Here is a 19,279-nt window from a genome sequence, read left to right on the forward strand (position 1 = left end):
CGCATGCAGGGGATGCGGAACCCTTCATTTCGACTACCGAGAGGAACGAACACGTGACCACCGAACCGGAGCATCCCGTGGTCCATGGAGAACTCGCAGAGTTACGGCGCCGCCTCGACGTGGCCTACGCCAGAGTCGAGGGAGGACTGGCGCTGCTGCGCCACCGCACCGAGGAGACCGCCAAGGAACTGGACGATCTGAACTCCCGGATGGCCTCGCTGGAACACGCACGCTGGCCACTGCCCTCGCTCGCCGCGCTGACCGCGCTGGGCGCGCTCGTGGTGACGCTCTGGCAGGCGCTGTCGGCCCACTAGCCCTCGGCGAGCCTGAGGTGGTGCAACAGGAGTAACGCGGCCGCCATGTTGGCGGCCGGGACCTCCCCACGGGCGATCAGGTCGGGGACGAGTTTGAGGGGGACCCATTCCCGCCGGTCCGATTCGAAGTCGTCCACGGGATGTCCGGCGTACTCGCCCCGGTCGGACCAGTAGATGTGGTGCCGGGCGTCGGTGAGGCCGTTGGACGGCTCCACGCTCATCAAGTGGTGCAGGGGCCCCGGCCGCCAGCCGGTCTCCTCCTCCAGTTCCCTGGCCGCCGCGCTCGCGATGTCCTCGCCGTCCTCGACGACGCCCGCCGCCAGTTCCCAGCCCCAGCTGTCGGTGATGAACCGGTGCCGCCACAGCAGCAGCACCTCGTTCGCCCCGTTGACGATCGTCGCCACGGCCACGGGCCGCAGCCGGATCACGAAGTGGTCGAGGTGCCGGCCGTCCGGCAGCTCGACATCCGCGAGGTTGACACGGAACCAGCGGGTCTCATACACGGATTTTTCACAGTGATTCGTCCACTGCACGGTATGCCACCTTCCGTCGGGTGAGTGGCAATATCGCAGCAGGGACCGTGTACCCCACAGTGGGCCTACAACGGCACGCGCAGCGCTCCGTCGATCAGTTCGGCGGCCTCGGCGGTACCGGCCGAGCCGCAGCGCACCAGATGCTCGCGCACCTCGCGCAGCCGGTCGCGCAGCCGCTGCGACTCCATGCCGCGGGCCTGCTCCGCCATCTGCACGGCGGTGGCCACGGCCTGGTCGGCGTTGCCCCGGCGCAGCTCGATGGTGCTGAGCATGGCCAGCCGGTGCACCCGGCCCCGGTCGTGGGCGGGGGTGCCGACGGCCGCCGCCGCGTGCTCCCGGGCCCCGGTCAGGTCCCCGAGGCTGAGCAGCGCCTCGGCCACCTGCACATTGACCAGCCCCGGCTGCACATACCCGGTCTCGGCGGGCTCGTGACCGCGCCGGATCCGCTCGGCCGCCGTCTCCGCGCGCCGGATGCGGGACAGCGCGCCGCCGCTGTCGCCGAGGTGGGCGTACGCCTTGGCCTGCATGGCGTACAGATCGGAGGCGAGCGCCGGGGTGATGTGCCGGCCGGCGGTGCGCAGCGCGGCCTCGGCGAAGGCGACGGCCTGCCGGTACTCCCGCATGAACAGCGACTGGTTGACCAGCAGCGCGATCACATAGGCGCCGAGTCCCCGGTCCCCGCTGGCCTTGGCGAGCCGGAGCGCCTGGTGGAAGTAGCGCTGGGCGAGGCCGTGGGCGTCGGAGTCGTACGCGCAGATGCCCGCGATCGCCACCAAGGCGCCGGTCGCCCGGTGCAGTTGGCGGCCGGTGGCGTCGGGGTAGCTGCCCCGCAGCAGCGGCGCGGCCTCGGCGTTGAGGAAGCCGACCACCCGGGTGCGGGTCGCTATCCCGCCGGCCTTGCGGTACATCTGCTCGTAGTGCGCCCGGGCGGCGCGCAGCACCTCGATGTCGGCCGCGGTGACCTGCTGCCGGCCGCCCCGGGAGACGTCCACGTCCTCCGGCGGGTTCTCCCACTCCCACACCGGCATCACGGCCGGGGTGCCGGTGACCGCAGGGGCGTCCAGCACATGGGGCCGCTGCTGTTCGTCCGACCGCCACAGGGCGGTGGCCCGCTCCACGAACCCGCCCAGCGAACCGGCGTGCGGGCTGCCCGGCCCGCCGGGCACGCCGAGCCCGATGTCGTCCAGCGTGACCGGTCTGTGCAGCCGGGCCGCCAGTACCTCGCAGATCAGGTCGGGCACCTGGCCGCGGGGCCGCTGGCCCTTCAGCCAGCGGGCCACGGCGGTGTGTTCGTACCGCAGCGCGAGACCGCGGGCGCGGCCCGCCTGGTTGACGTGGGCGGCGAGTCCGGCGTGCGAGATCCCCGCCTCGTCCAGGATCGCGTCGAGCAGAGTGTTGGGCTGCATGGGATGCCCCCCGGGTGGCCTGGTGCCGTCAGCGTAGTGGCTCCGCCTTCACACGGGGTGTGAACCGGGCGCCGGGCTCCGTGGCCGCCGCCCGGGGTCCGGGCCCGCGCGCGTTGCGCAGCACCAGGAGCGCCACGTCGTCGCCGGGGGTGCCGCCCGTGTGGTCGAGGAGGGCGCGGAGGACCGTACGCAGGACCGTCTGCGGGGTGACCGGCTGCCCCCGCACCGCGTCCGCCAGCACCTTCGGCAGCGGGAAGAACCGCCCTCGCGTATCCCGCGCCTCCTCCGCCCCGTCGGTGAACAGCACCAGGGACTCCCCCGGCAGCAGCCGGCCGCAGGACCGGGCCGTCAGCTCGGCCGGCAGCGGGAACGGCCCGAGCGGCGGGAGCGGATCGACGTGCGAGAGCGGGCCCACCGTCGTACCGCTGAGCAGATAGGGCCAGGGGTGGCCGCAGTTGAGGGCGCGTACCTCGCCGTCCGGGCCGATCTCCAGGAGCAGCACGGTGACGAACTCCTCCGCGACCGGGGTGTCCGGCTCGGGGCCGCCGTGCGCCGGGTGCTCGGCGCGGGCGCGTTCGCGCAGGTGACGGGCGAGGGCGCGGTCCAGCCGGCGCAGCACCCGGTCCAGCCCGGCCTCGTCGTGAGCGGCCTCGCGGAAGCTGCCGAGCAGGGCGGCGACGGTGCCGAGCGCGGCCAGACCGTGCCCCCGTACGTCCCCTATCACCACGCGGACGCCGTGCTCGGTGGCCAGGGCCTCGTACAGATCGCCGCCCACACTCGCGCCCCGGTCGGCGGAGAGCTGGGCAGCGGCGACGTCGATCCCGTCCACACGCGGGGGCGGCGGACGCAGGACCACGTTCTGCGCGGTGCGCGCCACCTTCCGGGCGATCCTGAGTTCCCGGAGCAGGGTGCGGCGGACGTGCAGGACGAGGCCGGTGCCGACGGCGAAGAACACGGCGCTGGTGACGATGCGCGCCCCCAGGCCGTTCTGCTGGGCGAGCGGGCAGCCGAACTTGTAGCCGACCGCGACGGCCCCCCAGACCGTGGGCAGTACCGTCGCCCGTCCGGTGGGCGCCCGTGCCTTGATGCGGATCATGCCTGTGGTCCCCCATGTGGCCTGACAGAGCAGACGGACCGACCCCGAAAGGCCGGTCCGATTCTGTCGAGCCCAGGCTCCGAGCAGACCGGATCACCCCGAGTTCCCACTCGAATGAGTGATCCGATCGTCGGTCAACCCGCATTTATGCGGCTGACGGGCGCAGCCGCGCGGCGCTCAGCCGCGCAGCACCGCACCCGTCCGCTCGCCCGCGAGGGCGACCGCCGCGTCCCGCGCGGCCGACGCCTCGTCCACGGTCAGCGTCCGGTCGCCCGCCCGGAACCGCAGCGCGTACGCGAGCGACTTGCGGCCCTCGCCCAGCTGCTCCGCGTTCTCGTAGACGTCGAACAGCCGGATGGACTCCAGCAGTTCACCCGCGCCCTCGCGCAGCGCCGCCTCGACTTCCGCGGCCGGTACCGGCTTGTCGACGACGAGGGCGACGTCCTGCGTGGCGACCGGGAACGTGGAGATGCCCGGAGCCTGCGGAACGCCGTCGCCCGCCGCCTCCAGGGCGTCCAGGTCCAGCTCCATCGCGCAGGTGCGCTCGGGCAGGCCCAGGGCCTTCAGCACCCGCGGGTGCAGTTCGCCCGCGTGGCCGACGACCTTCTCGCCGCCGTCGGCGACGACCGCCAGCTCGGCGCACCGGCCCGGGTGCCAGGGACCGTACTGGCCCTTGCGCACGATCAGTTCCGCACCGGCCTCGCGGGCGAGGGTGCGCGCCGCCTCGACGGCGTCGGCCCAGTCCGCCGGGCGGCCCTTGCCCCACCAGCCGGCCTGCTCGCGCGCGCCGGCCAGGACGACGGCCGCGTGCCGCGGCTGCTCGGGCAGCGCGGCGTCCAGCGCGGCGATCTCCTCGTCGGTGGGACGCCGGTCGACGGGCAGGTGCCCGGCGGCCCGGTTCTCCTCGCGCGGGTGGAAGACCAGCCCGGTCTCGAACAGCGCCAGGTCGTGCGAGCCCCGGCCCGCGTTGCGCCGCAGGGCGCCGAGCAGGCCCGGCAGCAGCGTGGTGCGCAGCGCGGGCTCCTCGTCGCTGAGCGGGTTGACCAGCTTGACGACGCGGCGGGCCGGGTCGTCGGCCGCCAGCTGGAGCTGGTCGAAGACCTGCTCGCTGACGAAGGGGTAGTTCGGCGCCTCGACGTACCCGGCGCCGGCCAGCGCGCGGCCGGCCCGGCGGTGCAGCCGCTGACGGTGGGTCAGCCCGCGGCCGGAGGGCGGCTTGGGCAGCGTGGAGGGCAGGTTCTCGTACCCCTCCAGGCGGATGACCTCCTCGGCGAGGTCGTTCGGGTCGGCCAGGTCGGGCCGCCAGGACGGGACGGTGACGATCAGCTCGTCCTGTCCGTAGACGTCGCAGCCGACCTCCTGCAGGCGGCGGACGACCGTCTCACGGCCGTAGGTGACGCCCGCGACCTTGTCCGGGTGGTCGGCCGGGATGGTGATGGTGTGCGGCGCCGAGGGCGCGATGACCTCGGTGACACCGGCCTCCGCCGTGCCGCCCGCGAGCAGGACCAGCAGGTCCACGGTGCGCTGCGCGGCGGCAGCGGCGGCCTGCGGGTCGACGCCGCGCTCGAAGCGGCGGGACGCCTCGGACAGCAGCTTGTGCCGGCGGGCCGTACGGGCGACGGAGACGGCGTCGAAGTGGGCGGCCTCGATGACCACCTCGGTCGTCGCGTTCTGCGCGTCCTCGTGATCGGCGATCTCGGTGTTGGCGCCGCCCATCACACCGGCGAGCCCGATCGGGCCGCGCTCGTCGGTGATGACCAGGTCCTCGGCGTGCAGGGTGCGCTCGACGCCGTCGAGGGTGACGAGCTTCTCGCCCTCCTCGGCCCGGCGCACGCCGATGGTGCCCTGGACCAGCTTGCGGTCGTAGGCGTGCAGCGGCTGGCCCAGCTCCATCATCACGTAGTTCGTGATGTCCACGGCGAGCGAGATCGGGCGCATGCCGACCTTCTGCAGCCGGCGCTGGAGCCAGATCGGGGAGCGCGCCTCGGGGCGCAGTCCGGTGACCGTGCGGGCGGTGAACCGGTCGCAGCCGTACGGCTCGGAGACCTGCACCGGGTAGCCGAAGGCGTTCGGGGCCGGTACGTCGATCAGGGCCGGGTCGCGCAGCGGCAGGCCGTAGGCGATGGCGGTCTCCCGGGCCACGCCACGGATGGACAGGCAGTCGCCGCGGTTGGCGGTGACGGCGATGTCCAGGACCTCGTCGACCAGCTCCAGCAGCTCGATGGCGTCCTTGCCGACCTCGGTCTCCGGCGGCAGCACGATGATGCCGTGGGCACCGTCGTCGCCCATGCCCAGCTCGTCGCTGGAGCAGATCATGCCGTGCGAGACCTTGCCGTAGGTCTTGCGGGCGGAGATGGAGAAGCCGCCGGGCAGGGTGGCGCCGGGCAGGACCACGACGACCTTGTCCCCGACCGCGAAGTTACGGGCGCCGCAGACGATCTCCTGGGGCTCACCGGTGCCGTTGGCCTGGCCGACGTCGACCGTGCAGAAGCGGATCGGCTTCTTGAAGCCCTCCAGCTCCTCGATGGTCAGCACCTGGCCGACGACCAGCGGGCCCTTGAGGTCGGCGCCGAGCTGCTCGACGGTCTCGACCTCCAGGCCTGCCGAAATGAGCTTGGCCTGGACGTCGCGGCCGGTCTCCGTCGCCGGCAGGTCGACGTACTCCCGCAGCCAAGAAAGCGGGACCCGCATCAGATCTCCATCCCGAACGGCCGGGTGAACCGGACGTCACCCTCGACCATGTCTCGCATGTCTTCGACGTTGTGGCGGAACATCAGCATCCGCTCGATGCCGAACCCGAAGGCGAAGCCGCTGTACTTCTCCGGGTCGACGCCGCAGGCGGTGAGCACCCGCGGGTTGACCATGCCGCAGCCGCCGAGCTCGATCCAGCCCTCGGACGAGCAGGTGCGGCAGGGCCGGTCGGCGTTGCCGACGGACTCGCCCTTGCAGACGTAGCAGAGCATGTCCATCTCGGCGCTCGGCTCGGTGAAGGGGAAGAAGTTCGGGCGCAGCCGGGTCTTCATGCCCTCACCGAACAGGGACTGGACCATGTGGTCCAGGGTGCCCTTGAGGTCGGCCATGGTCAGGCCCTCGTCCACGGCGAGCAGCTCGACCTGGTGGAAGACCGGGGTGTGGGTGGCGTCCAGCTCGTCGGTGCGGTACACGCGGCCGGGGCAGATCACATAGACCGGCAGTTCGCGGTCGAGCAGGGAGCGGATCTGCACGGGCGAGGTGTGGGTGCGCAGCACGACGCCGGAGTCACCGGAGCCGTCCGGGCCCTCGACGAAGAAGGTGTCCGCCTCGCCGCGGGCCGGGTGGTCCGGGCCGATGTTGAGCGCGTCGAAGTTGAACCACTCGGCCTCGACCTGCGGGCCCTCGGCAACCTCGTAGCCCATGGCCACGAAGATGTCCTCGATGCGCTCCGAGAGCGTGGTGAGGGGGTGGCGGGCGCCGGCCGGGACGCGGTCGTACGGCAGCGTGACGTCGACGTCCTCCTCGACCAGCACCCGGGCGTCGCGCTCGGCCTCCAGTTCGGCCTGACGGGCGGCGAGGCCCTTGTTGACGGCGCCGCGGGCCTGGCCGACGCGCTTGCCGGCCTCGGCCTTGGCGTGCGGGGGCAGGGCGCCGATCTCGCGGTTGGCGAGGGCCAGCGGGGAGGCGGGGCCGGTGTGGGCGACCTTGGCCTCGTGGAGCGCGTCGAGGGAGTCCGCGGCGGCGAAGGCGGCGAGCGCCTCGTCCCGCATGCGCTCGATCTCTTCCGGTTTCAACGCCTCGACCTCTACAGGGTCGTACGACTTATTGGGTGCCGACATCTCTTCCCGTGCTTCCGAATTAGCTGGCGGATGGTCCCCGTCACCGACTCGCGAGGGCCGCGTGAAGGACACAAAGGTGCCAAAGGCCGAGTCTAACGGGGTGCGGGTGGACGAAGAGCCCGTGGGCCGTCAGCCGAGATAGGCCGGGGCCGCCACGGGCAGGGTGAATCGGAACTCGGCGCCGCCGCGGTGGGCGCGGCCGACCGTGATCGTGCCGCCGTGGGCCTCCACGATGCCCTTGACGATGTACAGCCCGAGCCCGGTGCCGCCGCGCTTGCTGCCCCGCCAGAAGCGGGTGAAGACGCGGTTCATGGACTCCTCCGGGATGCCGGGCCCTTCGTCGCTCACCGTGACCGATGTGCCGGTTTCCTCGCCCTCGCGCGGGGACGCCGAGGGCGTGATGCCAATGGTGACGGTTCCCTCACCGTGCCGCACGGCATTTTCGATGAGGTTGCTGAGCACTTGGTCGATCTTGTCGGGGTCGGCCCACAGGGCGGGCAGCGGCTGTTCGGTGCGGAGCAGGAACCGCTCGGCGGGCTGGCCGGCCGCCACGTACGCCTGGATGTGCCGGGAGACGGCGGCCTTGATGTCGACGGGCTGGCGGCGGACCTCCAGCCGCCCGGAGTCGATGCGGGAGATGTCCAGCAGTTCGGCGATCAGCCGGGTGACCCGGTCGGCGTCGGCGTCGACGGTCTCCAGCATGAGCCGCTTCTGGTCGTCGGTGAAGCGCTCCCATTTGGCGAGCAGGGTGGCGGTGAAGCCCTTCACGGAGGTCAGCGGGGAGCGCAGCTCGTGGGCGACGGTGGCGATCAGCTCGGCGTGGCTGCGCTCGGTGCGGCGGCGGGCCTCGGTGTCCCGGAGGCAGACGACCACGGACCGCACCGGCCCCAGCGGTTCGTCGCGCACGTAGCGGGCGGTGACCAGGACCTCCCGGCCGCCCGGCAGCAGCAGGTTGCGCTCCGGCTGCCGGTCCCGGATGGCGAGTCCGCCGTAGGGGTCGGTGAGCTGCCACCAGCGGCGCCCCTCCAGGTCCTCTAATGGCAGCGCCTTCTCCAGCGGCTGTCCGAGGGCGTCGGCGGGCGCCACCCCGGTGATGCGCCCGGCGGCGGCGTTGAAGCAGGTCACGCGCCCTTGTTCATCGGCGATGACCAGGCCGTCAGGCAGCTGGTCCGGGTCGAGGCCCCGGTGTCCGCCCGGCTCGGGCACGGGTGTGTCCCGTGCGTCCCGTCCCTCCGGCGCGGTGCTCGTGCCGGCCACACTCATCCCCGTACCCCACCTCTCAGACGGCGCAGGGCCCCGCGCTGGTCACCCTACTAGCTCTCGGTGACGGAGCGGCACCCTCCGGAGGCGCGCTGCGCACGGGCCGAGGCGTAGAGGCATACGGCGGCGGCCGTGGCGAGGTTCAGGCTCTCGGCCCTGCCGTGGATGGGGACGCGGACGACGGCGTCGGCGAGGGCCCGGGTCTCCTCGGGCAGCCCCCACGCCTCGTTGCCGAACACCCAGGCGGTGGGCCCGCCCATGGTGCCCTTGTCCAGCTCCTCGTCGAGGTCGCGGTCGCCGGCCCCGTCGGCGGCGAGGATCCGCACCCCGGCCTCCTTCAGGCCGGCCACGGCCCGCTCGACGGGCACGCCGACGGCGACGGGCAGGTGGAAGTGGGAGCCGACGGAGGCCCGGACGGCCTTGGGGTTGTACAGGTCCACGGAGGCGTCGGTGAGGATCACGGCCTCCGCGCCGGCGGCGTCGGCGCAGCGCAGCACGGTGCCGGCGTTGCCGGGGTCGCGTACGTGGGCGAGGACGGCGACCAGCCTGGGCCGGGCGGCGAGGATCTCCTCGAAGGGGGTGTCCAGGAACCGGCAGACCCCGACCAGGCCCTGCGGGGTGACGGTGGTGGAGATCTCGGCGATGACCTCCTCGGAGGCCAGGTGCACCCGGGCGCCGGCGTCCCGCGCCTCCCCCACGATGTCCGGGTACCGCTCGGCGGCCTCGACGGTGGCGAACAGCTCCACGAGCGTCGCGCCGCCGTCGGCCCCCCGGTGCCCGGCCCCCTCGCGCACGGCCTGCGGCCCCTCGGCGAGGAACAGCCGGTCCTTCCCCCGGAAGTTCCGCTTGGCAAGCCGCCGGGCAGCAGAGACACGCGCGGACCGGGGAGAGATCAGCTCGGGGCTGACGGGGGGCATGTTGTTCTTCACCTTCGGATGAGTTCTTTTGCTTTCCACGCGGGGTGGCTGCGGCGCCCCGTAAGGGGCGCGGGGAACTGCGCGACAAGCCCCCACCGGCCGGCAGCCGAACGACTGCCTGGAGGCCCCCAACAACAGGACCCGCAAGCTATGCAGCCTGCGGGTCCAGAAGTGAGCGTCGGCTAGAGCCAGCGCAGCGTCACGCGGCCTTGGGCGCGTTGACGTCCGACGGCAGCGCCTTCTGCGCGACCTCGACGAGCGCCGCGAAGGCGTTCGCGTCGTTCACGGCCAGCTCGGCCAGGATCTTGCGGTCGACCTCGACGTTCGCGGCCTTCAGACCCTGGATGAAGCGGTTGTAGGTGATGCCGTTGGCGCGGGCAGCGGCGTTGATGCGCTGGATCCACAGCTGACGGAAGTCGCCCTTGCGCTTCTTGCGGTCGTTGTAGTTGTAGACCAGCGAGTGGGTGACCTGCTCCTTGGCCTTGCGGTACAGGCGCGAACGCTGACCGCGGTAGCCGGAGGCCTGCTCCAGGATCGCCCGGCGCTTCTTGTGGGCGTTGACTGCCCGCTTGACGCGTGCCACTTGTTAACTCCTTGTAGCGGGGTCGTGGGGGTCCTCACACGACCCGGAAACGATTCGGTCCCGGTCCAGACGCACGGCGCTCACAGGGCGCCGCCGCGTCACTTGCCGAGAAGCTTCTTGATCTTCGCGGCGTCGCCCGGGGCCATCTCGGCGTTGCCGGTGAGGCGACGCGTGACGCGGGACGACTTGTGCTCGAGCAGGTGGCGCTTGCCGGCGCGCTCACGGAGCACCTTGCCGGAGCCGGTGACCTTGAAGCGCTTGCTGGCACCGCTGTGCGACTTGTTCTTCGGCATAGCGCCGTTATCTCCTCGTCGGTGGCGCTCCGGTGCCCGGTCGTGAAAACCGGGCACGGTGGAGCGTCGCTCTCTTCTTTCGGTTACATCCTCGGGGACGTACTGGGGTGTACATCCCGGGGGATCACGCCTCGGCCGGCTCCTCGGACGGCGCCTCGGCCTCGGCAGGGTTCTGCGACTTGCCAGGGTTCGCCTTCGCTTCGGCCTTGCGGGCCTCCTGCGCCTGACGGGCCTCGGCCATCGCCTCGGTCTTCTTCTTGTGCGGACCGAGGACCATGATCATGTTGCGGCCGTCCTGCTTCGGGTTCGACTCCACGAAACCGAGGTCCTGGACGTCCTCCGCGAGCCGCTGCAGCAGTCGGTAGCCCAGCTCGGGGCGGGACTGCTCACGGCCACGGAACATGATCGTGATCTTGACCTTGTCGCCCTGCTTGAGGAACCGGACGACGTGACCCTTCTTGGTGTCATAGTCGTGCGGGTCGATCTTCGGCCGGAGCTTCATCTCCTTGATGACCGTGTGCGCCTGGTTCTTGCGCGCCTCACGGGCCTTCATGGCCGACTCGTACTTGAACTTCCCGTAGTCCATGAGCTTGCACACGGGCGGACGGGCGTTCGCCGCGACCTCGACCAGGTCCAGGTCGTACTCCTGCGCAAGCTCCAGTGCCTTCGCGAGCGGCACGATGCCGACCTGCTCGCCACTGGGACCGACAAGTCGCACCTCGGGAACGCGAATCCGGTCGTTGATGCGGGGCTCGGCGCTGATGGATCCTCCTCGGTAGCACCACGCGACGGTCTGGCGGACAGCCGCGTAACGTCTGTGTTCGTTAGACCTAACCGCGCCGAAGCAGCAAAAATGCCCCGGACGATCACCAGCGGGGCTCCAATACGTCCGGAGCACCGCCGCGATGTCGCGGGGCGCGCTTTCGGGTGACTCCATCGCCCGTACGGAACGATGGCGGTCACCTGACCGGACCCGCCGTCCCGTGGGACGGAGCAGGTGGGAGATCGGAGCCTCCACTTGTGGGCCGAACACGCAGGTGTCCGGCCGGTCGTTTCCCCCAGACTACAGGGTTGGCGCAGAGGGTGCCAAACCGTGCGCCGGGGCCGTGCGGGGCGGCCTCCCGCGGGCGGGGGCGCGTCCGGCGGGGCCTATCGTGTGGGGCATGAGTGACACCCCTCCTGAGTCCCCCGACTTCGACGCGATGACCCGGGACATCGCCGAGGTCCCCGCCGTCGAGGTGATCGTGACGGTCGCCGTCAACCTGATGAGCGCCGCCGCCGTGAAGCTCGGGCTGAGCGAGGAGGGCGAGAAGTACAAGGACCTGGACGAGGCCCGCAAGCTGATCACCGCGCTCGCCGGTCTGCTGGACGCGAGCGCGACCGAGATCAGCTCCTTCCACGCGGCCCCGCTGCGCGACGGTCTGAAGTCGCTCCAGCTGGCGTTCCGCGAGGCGTCGGTCGTCCCGGACGAGCCGGGCCAGGGCCCGGGCGAGAAGTACACCGGCCCGGTCTACGGCTGACCCTCCCCGTACCTCGCGTACGGCCTCATTCCTTCACGTACAAGGGCTCGCCCGGAGGCGTGGTCCCGGCCGGCAGCAGTGCCAGGTCGAGGCCGCGCACCAGGCGGGCCCGCAGTGTTTCGTCGGCGGCGAGCCGTCCGGCGACCGCGCGGGCGGCCTCGGCGGGCGGCGCGGCCGGGTCGAGGAGAGGGCTAGGGTGCCGTCGGCCTGTCCGGGGCCGAGGTGGGCGCGCAGCACGGCGGGCTCGGCCGCCACCGCGCCGCGGACGGCCGCCACCACGGCCGGGTCGGCGAGCGGGTCGGTGCTGGTGCGCCCCTCGGCGAGGGCGAGCAGTGCCGGGCCGGTCAGCTCGAACGGCACCGGTCCGGCGAGGTCGAGCACGATCGTGTCGGCCTTCTCGTGCGCGGCGGCCTGGAGCGCCTGGTGCAGGGGTACGGCGACCGGGCGGGCCGCCGGGTCCCAGCGGGCCAGGGAGTCGGTGGAGGTGAAGGCGGGCAGCGCGGTGCGGGCGCCGGCCTTCAGCGTGGGGACGGCCATGTCGCTGGTCTTCTCGCGGCGCAGCCCGTTCTCGTCCTCCTCCACCTCGCCGAGCACGGCGACGACGGGAACCAGCAGGCGGGCGCCCTTGAGCGCCTCGAGGACGGGCCCGACGGCGCCGCGGTCCTCGGCCCAGGCGGCGAGCGCGGCGCTCAGCCGGGGGTCGGCGGAGCCGTCGTCGTCGGAGAAGCCGGGGTCGGGAATGTTCTTGTTCGCCACGGTCGTCGACCCTATCGGGGGCGGCACGGGCCCCGGCCGCCGGGCCGGGGTGACCGACGGGGCGGGGTGCGCGGCGGGGCGGGGTGCGCGGAAGGGCGGGGAGCACCACAGGGCGAGGTGCACGCCCGGCCGGGAAGCACGGCAGGGCGAGGTGCACGCCAGGGCGGGGAGCACTACAGGTCAGGGGCGTAAGCCGGTCGGGGGGCGCACGACGAGGCCGCGGGACCGCGACGGTCCCGGCCGGGTGACGGGAGCGGCCGCCCCGTGCGCGTGCCGGCACGCGGTTCGATGTCCGTGTCCTGGCCTGCGGCCTCCTCCGTCTCCGGGCACCGTCCGGCGCGGACCGCGGGGCGGTGCGCCGCGCTGCCCGGAGACCGGGTGCGTCGCCGGCTCAGCGCGGATGCCTGCGGGTCCGCCAGAGGACCATCGCGGCCACCAGGAGGACCGCGCCCGCGCCGCCGGCGAGCGGGGCCGCCCAGTCGCCGGTGCCGTCGGCGGCCTCGGGGGTGTCCGGGCCGGGGCCGAAGTACTTCTCGCCGTACGACGCGGCGTGCAGGCGGCGCGGCTCGAGCCGGGCGGCGGCCCTCAGTGCCGCCGCCGGATCGATCATGCCGAAGCCCCGGGAGTCGTCCCGCCCGCCGGCCGGGGCGTCCCGCGCGGTGTCCTCCAGCAGCTTCTTGATCTGCGCCGGAGCGAGGTCCGGGTACGCCGACCGGATCAGGGCCGCCGCTCCGGAGACGAAGGCGGAGGCCGCGCTGGTGCCCCAGCCCGCGTAGTACTTGTGGTCGGGGTCGGCGATGACGACGTCGACGCCGGGCGCGCTGACGGCCGCGTACCAGCGGCGGGTGGAGAAGGCGGCGCGGGTGCCGTACTTGTCCACGGCGGTGGCGGCGATGACGCCCGGGTAGGCGGCCGGGTAGGAGACGTGGTCGCCCTTGTCGCCGCCGTTGCCCGCGGAGGCGACGACGACCACGCCCTTGCCCAGGGCGTACTGCACGGCCTCGTCCTCGCCGGGTTCGGGGTGGGCCGAGTTCGAGTCGTCGCCGAGGGAGAGGTTGATGACGTCGGCGCCGTGGTCGGCGGCCCAGCGGATGCCTTCGGCCAGGGCGGTGCCGCGGGTGGTGCGGGCCTTGGCGCGGGCGGGGTCGCCGTCCTCGAGGATCACGCGGACCGGAAGGATCTTCGCCTCCGGGGCCACGCCGAGGACGCCGTCGGCGTGGCCGGGGCCGTGGCCGTGCCCGGCGATGATGCCGGCCATGGCGGTGCCGTGCCGGGCCCACAGGCGCTCGCCGGGCCCGGCGCCGAAGCCGATCATGTCCTTGCCGGGCAGCACGTTCCCGGCGAGGTCCGGGTGGTCGGACTCCACGCCGGTGTCCAGGACGGCGACGGTGACGCCCCGGCCCTCGGTGGTCCGCCATGCCTCCTCCAGGTGGAGCGCGGTCAGCGCCCACTGCTGGGCGCGCAGGCCGTCGGCGTGGGCCGGGGCGGCGGGCAGCAGGGCGAGGGAGCCGGTGAGCAGCAGGCTCGCCACGGCGGCGAGGGCCCTGCGGCGGCCGGTCGGTCGGGTCATGCGGAGTTCTCCGTGGCCGTGCCGATGGTCTTGCGCAGCCGCCGTTCGACGCGGTCGGCCAGGCCCTTGGCCTCGTTGCCGAGCCCGGCCTGGGCCGGCGCGGTGGCGGCGCCGGTGCGGACGGCGTCGGCGGCGGGCTGGGGCTCGTCGACGGTACGGCCGTCGGCCCAGCCGGAGACCGCGTACGCCACCACGGGGGCGTCGGTGAGGACGGAGAGGGTCCAGGAGGCCCGCTGCCGGTCGCCGAAGCCGGCGGCGGCCGTGCCGGGCGCGGCGTAGGGCCGGGGCATCAGGTCGGGGCGCCGGTCCAGGCGCTCGTCGCGGAAGCGGGCGGCGAGGGCGGACATGGCGGCGGGGTCGGCCGTGGTGAACAGCAGGCCGACGGTGGTGACATGGCTCTGGGTGGCGTCGGTGTAGGTGGCGCGCAGCAGCCGCCGGCAGCCGACCGGGGCCAGGGCCCGGGCCAGCAGCGGGTCGAAGGCGTGGGCGCAGCCGCCGTCCGGGGCCACGGCGATCCGCGTCCAGGTGCGGTCGGCTCCGCCGGGACCGGCACCGGTGCCCTGGACGGTGGGCGGGAAGAGCTGGTCCACGGGCACGCTGTGCCAGAGGGCGCCGGCGGCGGTGTACGCGGTGCGGACGGCGTCCTCGTCGCCGTCTCCGGTGAGCCGGCTTCCGGCGACGGCCCCGCCGACGAGGCCGAGACCGAGGACGAGACAGGTGGCGGCGGCGACGGTGCGCGGCCCGACCCGGGGGCGGGGGCGCGCACCGGACAGCTCGGGTTCCGCGAACGACACGAGGGGCCGGTCGGCCGGAGCCGCGCTCCAGGAGCGGCCCGGGGCGGGCACGCCGGGTCGTCCCGGCTCCCCGGCCGCCGACGGGCCCCAGGCCCGTACGCCGGTCACGCGACCCGCGGGCGACGGGTCGTCACCGGTGGCGGGCGGGACGGGCCGGAGCCGCCTGGTCGTCTCCGACGCCGACTCGGCCGGAGCGCCCTGCCGGGACGGACCCCGCCGGGGCGGCTCGTCGCCGGACCGTGGCCCTGTCCCCGCCGCCCGCGCCGGCTGTGCGGCGGGCCCGGTGACGGTCCCGGGAGCGGTCCGCGAGGGGCTTGCCTCGACCGTTCCGGCGGGCGTCCGCGCGGGCGTCGCCGCCCGGCCGGAACCGGCGCCGGACCGCCCCGCGGGCCGCTCACCGGCCCCCTGGGGCCCGCCGCCTGCCCTCTGGGGCCCGCCGCCGGACCGCACCGCGTCGCCGCTCGCCGGCCCGCTGCCGCCGGCACGGCCGGCACCGGCCCCCGCGCTCGGCGGTGCGTCGGGGAAGCGGGCCGACGCGGGCGGCGGGGGCGGGCTCACCGGGTCGGGGACCTCGGGCACCGCCAGGGGACGCGGGGGTCGTACGACGCGCGGGGTGAAGACCGACGGCTCGTCGTCGGGGTCGTCGGCCGGGCGGGGGGCCGTGGGTGTGGCCGGGCGCGGGACCGTACCGGCCGTCCCCGTGTCGGGGCGGGCCGTGCCGGCGGGGGGCGGAGCCGAGGGGCGGGGCGGTACGGGGGTGTGCCGCGCTTCCGTGCTCATGCACCCCCCGTTTCCTCGTGCCCAGGGCCGTTTCCTTCGTACGCGGGCCGTCCGCCGTCCGGCCGCGCCCGGTGCGCTGGTTCCATCCGGGCACGCATACCCGTACGGCCGGACGGGCATCCCGGTTCACCTGGTGTGCCGGGCGCGGTCCGCCGTACGTGCGCGTCACTCTACGGCTTGTCGGGGGCCGGGACGGAACCGGTCCGCGTGCCCGGGGCATCTGCCCGGAACGTCCCCCTACCCTGCGGTAATCCTCTCTGGCAGGCTTCCGCCATGACTGCGCCTGCCGCCGCCCGGGCCCGTTACGACCGGGCCACCGCCCATCTCGACGCTCCCCTCGCGATCGTGGACCTGGACGCGTTCGACGCCAACGCGGACGACCTGCTGCGCCGGGCCGGGGGCAAGCCCGTGCGGGTCGCCAGCAAGTCGGTGCGCTGCCGGGCCCTGCTGGAGCGGGTCCTGGCCAAGGACGGCTTCCGGGGCCTCATGTCGTTCACCCTGGCCGAGTCGCTGTGGCTGGCGCGGTCGGGGTTCGAGGACGTGCTGCTGGCCTATCCGTCCGCCGACCGGGCGGGCTTCGCGGAGCTGGCCTCCGATCCGAAGCTCGCCGGTGCCGTCACCGTGATGATCGACGATCCGGCGCACCTGGACCTCATCGACGCGGCCCGTGACGGCGGGCGCGAAGTCGTGCGGGTCTGCCTGGAGTTGGACACCTCGCTGCGGCTGCTGGGCGGCCGGGTGCGGATCGGCGCGCGGCGCTCGCCGCTGCACTCCCCCGCCCAACTGGCCGAGCTGGCGCGCTCGGTGGCCCGGCGGCCGGGCTTCCGGCTGGTGGGGATCATGGCGTACGAGGGGCATGTCGCCGGGGTCGGGGACGCGGTCGCGGGGCGGCCGCTGCGGTCCCGGGCGATCCGGCTGATGCAGGCCGCCGCCCGGCGGGAGCTGGCCGAGCGGCGGGCCGCGGTCGTCCGGGCGGTGCGGGCCGTCGCCCCGGACCTGGAGTTCGTGAACGGCGGCGGCACCGGGAGCGTGCAGCACACGGCCGCCGAGGACGCGGTCACGGAGATAGCCGCCGGTTCGGGGCTGTTCGTGCCGCGCCTGTTCGACAACTACACCTCCTTCACCGGCCGTCCGGCGGCCCTGTTCGCGCAGCCGGTGGTGCGGCGGCCCGGTGTGGGGGTGGTGACCGTGCTCGGCGGCGGCTATCCGGCCTCCGGTGCCGCCGGGAGCGACCGGTTGCCGGTGCCGTATCTGCCCGAGGGGCTGCGGTACGACCCGCAGGAGGGTCCCGGGGAGGTGCAGACCCCGCTGCTCGGCTCGCCCGCCGACGACCTGCTCATCGGCGACAAGGTGTGGTTCCGGCACGCCAAGGCGGGCGAGCTGTGCGAGCGGTTCGAGGCGCTGCACCTGATCGAGGGGGACGCGGTGACCGCGACCGTGCCGACCTACCGGGGTGAGGGGCACACCTTCCTGTGAGGCGCCCTACAGGGGTGTGACGTAGGCGCCGGTGAGGCCGCCGTCCACGAGGAAGTCGGTGGCGTTGACGAAGGAGGAGTCGTCGCTGGCCAGGAAGGCGACGGCGGCGGCGATCTCCTCGGCCTCGGCGAACCGGCCGGCGGGGATGTGCACCAGGCGGCGCGCGGCGCGCTCGGGGTCCTTGGCGAACAGCTCCTGGAGCAGCGGGGTGTTGACCGGGCCGGGGCACAGGGCGTTGACCCGGATGCCCTCCCGGGCGAACTGCACGCCGAGTTCGCGGGACATGGCGAGGACCCCGCCCTTGGAGGCGGTGTAGGAGATCTGGCTGGTGGCGGCGCCCATGCGGGCCACGAAGGACGCGGTGTTGATGATGGAGCCCTTGCCCTGGCGCCGCATATAGGGGATGGCGGCCTTGCAGCACAGGTACACGGAGGTGAGGTTGACCTCCTGGACGCGCTTCCATGCCTCCAGGCCGGTCTCGAGGATGGAGTCGTCGTCGGGCGGGGAGATGCCGGCGTTGTTGAAGGCGACGTCGACGCTGCCGTAGGTGTCGTACGCCGCCTGGAACAGCGCCTCGACCTGGTCGGGGTCGGTGACGTCGGTCCTGACGAAGAGTCCGCCCACCTCCTCCGCGGCGGCCTTGCCGCGGGTCTCGTCGACGTCCGCGCAGACCACGTGGGCCCCTTCGGAGGCCAGGCGGCGGGCGCTGGCGAGACCGATGCCGCTGCCGGCTCCGGTCACGACGGCGGTACGGCCGGTCAGGCGGCGGCAGACATGGTTGTCGGTCACTGTGCGGGGCCCTCCGTGCTGATGAAGACGTTCTTGGTCTCGGTGAAGGCGGTCAGGGCGTCGGGGCCGAGTTCGCGGCCGAGGCCGGACTGTTTGAAGCCGCCGAACGGGGTCCAGTAGCGGACGCTGGAGTGGGAGTTCACGGACAGGTTGCCCGCGCGGACGGCCTGGGAGACACGCAGGGCGCGGCCCAGGTCCCGGGTCCAGATCGAGCCGGACAGGCCGTAGGGGGTGTCGTTGGCGAGGCGGACGGCGTCCTGCTCGTCGGTGAAGGGGAGCAGGACGGCCACGGGGCCGAAGATCTCCTCGCGGGCCGCCCGGCCGTCGGGCCGCTCCGCGGTGAGCACGGTCGGCGGGAACCAGAACCCGGGGCCGTCGGGGGCGCTGCCGCGCAGGGCCGGGGCGTCGTCGGGGACGTAGGACCGTACGCGCTCCCGTTGCCGTGCCGAGATCAGCGGGCCCATCTGGGTCTTCTCGTCGGCCGGGTCGCCGACGACCACGGCGGCCAGCGCGTCGGCGAGCAGGGCCCGGGCCTCGTCCAGCACGCTCTCCTGGACCAGGACGCGGGTGCGGGCGCAGCAGTCCTGGCCGCAGTTGTCGAGGAAGGAGAAGGGGTCGAGGGCGGCGGTGAGGTCGGCGTCGGCGAAGACGATGTTGGGGCTCTTGCCGCCGAGTTCGAGGGTGACCGGTTTGACCAGCCGGGCGCAGCGTTCCATGACCTCGCGGCCGGTGCGGGTGGAACCGGTGAAGACGATCTTGGCGACGTCCGGGTGGTCCACCAGGGCACGGCCGGCGGTGGTGCCGTAGCCGGGCAGCACCTGGAAGAGGTGTTCGGGCAGGCCGGCCTCCAGGGCCAGGCCGGCGAGGCGGAGCGCGGTGAGCGGGGTGGCCTCGGCGGGTTTGAGCACGACGGCGTTGCCCGCGGCGAGCGCCGGGAAGGAGCCCCAGGCGGCGATCGGCATGGGGAAGTTCCAGGGGGCGATGACGCCGACCACGCCGAGGGGTTCGTGGAAGGTGACGTCCCAGCCGCCGGGTGCCGGGATCTGCCGGCCGAGCAGGCGTTCGATACCACCGGCCGCGTACAGGAGCAGGTCGCGGGCGTTGCCGGCCTCCCAGCGGGCGTTGCCGAGGGTGTGGCCGGCCTCGCGGACCTCCAGCCGGGCGAGTTCCTCGGTGTGGGTGTCGACCACGTCCGCGAAGCGGCGCAGCAGCCGGGCCCGGTCGGCGGGGGCGAGGGCGGCCCAGGTCCGCTGGGCCCGTACGGCCCGTGCGACGGCGGCGGCGACGTCCTCCTCGCTCGCGGCGGGGACGGTGGCGACGATCTCCTCGGTGGCGGGATTGAGGACGGTCAGCTCGTTCGGGTCGGACACGTGGTGACCT

The 19,279-nt window shown here is 73.7% G+C and carries 17 protein-coding genes and 1 pseudogene; 3 read left to right on the forward strand and 15 right to left on the reverse strand.

Annotated elements, in window-relative coordinates; genetic code table 11:
• Window positions 1–53: 53 nt before the first annotated feature.
• Entirely contained in the window at window positions 54–314 is a 261-nt protein-coding gene (locus HB370_RS09160; protein ID WP_030781212.1) for a hypothetical protein, read from the forward strand.
• Here the strand turns inward: HB370_RS09160 and HB370_RS09165 are convergent.
• The 10 genes from HB370_RS09165 to infC all read right to left on the reverse strand — a co-directional run bounded on the left by HB370_RS09165 (window position 311) and on the right by infC (window position 10,977).
• Complete coding sequence (locus tag HB370_RS09165; protein ID WP_189754935.1) at window positions 311–847, reverse strand: NUDIX hydrolase; 537 nt, start codon at window positions 845–847, stop codon at window positions 311–313. The two genes, HB370_RS09160 and HB370_RS09165, sit on opposite strands and share 4 nt — an antisense overlap.
• A 65-nt stretch (window positions 848–912) precedes the next feature.
• On the reverse strand, window positions 913–2,253 hold the full coding sequence (locus tag HB370_RS09170; RefSeq protein ID WP_030781216.1) for a hypothetical protein: 1,341 nt from the start codon (window positions 2,251–2,253) through the stop codon (window positions 913–915).
• 28 nt (window positions 2,254–2,281) lie between these two features.
• Window positions 2,282–3,349 (reverse strand): PP2C family protein-serine/threonine phosphatase, encoded by a 1,068-nt coding sequence (locus tag HB370_RS09175; RefSeq protein WP_030781221.1) that lies wholly within the window; start codon window positions 3,347–3,349, stop codon window positions 2,282–2,284.
• A gap of 177 nt (window positions 3,350–3,526) precedes the next feature.
• Window positions 3,527–6,040, reverse strand: coding sequence for a phenylalanine--tRNA ligase subunit beta (gene pheT / locus HB370_RS09180; protein ID WP_030781223.1), 2,514 nt, complete (start codon window positions 6,038–6,040; stop codon window positions 3,527–3,529).
• Entirely contained in the window at window positions 6,040–7,161 is a 1,122-nt protein-coding gene (pheS, locus tag HB370_RS09185) for a phenylalanine--tRNA ligase subunit alpha (protein ID WP_051815600.1), read from the reverse strand. The genes pheT and pheS overlap by 1 nt, the downstream gene beginning before the upstream one ends.
• Before the next feature lie 129 nt (window positions 7,162–7,290).
• Window positions 7,291–8,424 (reverse strand): ATP-binding protein, encoded by a 1,134-nt coding sequence (locus HB370_RS09190; RefSeq protein WP_030781225.1) that lies wholly within the window; start codon window positions 8,422–8,424, stop codon window positions 7,291–7,293.
• Between the two features lie 50 nt (window positions 8,425–8,474).
• A complete protein-coding gene (locus tag HB370_RS09195; protein ID WP_030781227.1) occupies window positions 8,475–9,338 on the reverse strand; it encodes an RNA methyltransferase in 864 nt (287 codons plus the stop codon).
• A 199-nt stretch (window positions 9,339–9,537) separates the two neighbouring features.
• Entirely contained in the window at window positions 9,538–9,921 is a 384-nt protein-coding gene (gene rplT, locus HB370_RS09200; protein ID WP_006141703.1) for a 50S ribosomal protein L20, read from the reverse strand.
• 98 nt (window positions 9,922–10,019) lie between these two features.
• Window positions 10,020–10,214, reverse strand: a complete 195-nt coding sequence (rpmI, locus tag HB370_RS09205; RefSeq protein ID WP_004933563.1) for a 50S ribosomal protein L35 — start codon at window positions 10,212–10,214, stop codon at window positions 10,020–10,022.
• A gap of 124 nt (window positions 10,215–10,338) precedes the next feature.
• A complete protein-coding gene (gene infC / locus HB370_RS09210) occupies window positions 10,339–10,977 on the reverse strand; it encodes a translation initiation factor IF-3 (RefSeq protein WP_078637498.1) in 639 nt (212 codons plus the stop codon).
• A 400-nt stretch (window positions 10,978–11,377) separates the two neighbouring features.
• Between infC and HB370_RS09220 the strand changes: the two genes are divergently transcribed.
• Complete coding sequence (locus HB370_RS09220) at window positions 11,378–11,734, forward strand: DUF1844 domain-containing protein (RefSeq protein WP_030781230.1); 357 nt, start codon at window positions 11,378–11,380, stop codon at window positions 11,732–11,734.
• A 25-nt stretch (window positions 11,735–11,759) separates the two neighbouring features.
• On the opposite strand, the pseudogene HB370_RS09225 reads toward HB370_RS09220, so the two are convergent.
• The 3 genes and pseudogenes from HB370_RS09225 to HB370_RS41825 all read right to left on the reverse strand — a co-directional run bounded on the left by HB370_RS09225 (window position 11,760) and on the right by HB370_RS41825 (window position 15,634).
• Window positions 11,760–12,490 (reverse strand): annotated as a pseudogene (locus tag HB370_RS09225) (SseB family protein).
• A gap of 391 nt (window positions 12,491–12,881) precedes the next feature.
• On the reverse strand, window positions 12,882–14,060 hold the full coding sequence (gene mycP, locus HB370_RS09230) for a type VII secretion-associated serine protease mycosin (RefSeq protein WP_030781235.1): 1,179 nt from the start codon (window positions 14,058–14,060) through the stop codon (window positions 12,882–12,884).
• Entirely contained in the window at window positions 14,057–15,634 is a 1,578-nt protein-coding gene (locus HB370_RS41825) for a hypothetical protein (protein WP_244405478.1), read from the reverse strand. Before HB370_RS41825 ends, mycP begins: the two co-directional genes overlap by 4 nt.
• A gap of 273 nt (window positions 15,635–15,907) precedes the next feature.
• Here HB370_RS41825 and HB370_RS09240 point away from each other — a divergent pair, with 273 nt between their 5' ends.
• Window positions 15,908–17,110 (forward strand): amino acid deaminase/aldolase, encoded by a 1,203-nt coding sequence (locus HB370_RS09240; protein ID WP_030781240.1) that lies wholly within the window; start codon window positions 15,908–15,910, stop codon window positions 17,108–17,110.
• 6 nt (window positions 17,111–17,116) lie between these two features.
• Here the strand turns inward: HB370_RS09240 and HB370_RS09245 are convergent, their stop codons facing one another.
• Together HB370_RS09245 and HB370_RS09250 are read right to left on the reverse strand one after the other, a co-directional pair.
• Window positions 17,117–17,899 (reverse strand): 3-oxoacyl-ACP reductase, encoded by a 783-nt coding sequence (locus tag HB370_RS09245; protein WP_030781242.1) that lies wholly within the window; start codon window positions 17,897–17,899, stop codon window positions 17,117–17,119.
• Window positions 17,896–19,269: an aldehyde dehydrogenase family protein gene (locus tag HB370_RS09250; protein WP_030781244.1), complete on the reverse strand. Its 1,374-nt coding sequence runs from the start codon at window positions 19,267–19,269 to the stop codon at window positions 17,896–17,898. Before HB370_RS09250 ends, HB370_RS09245 begins: the two co-directional genes overlap by 4 nt.
• Window positions 19,270–19,279 lie beyond the last annotated feature (10 nt).

It is taken from the genome of Streptomyces sp. DSM 40868 (assembly GCF_011820545.1).
GTDB classification, from domain to species: Bacteria; Actinomycetota; Actinomycetes; order Streptomycetales; family Streptomycetaceae; genus Streptomyces; species Streptomyces eurythermus.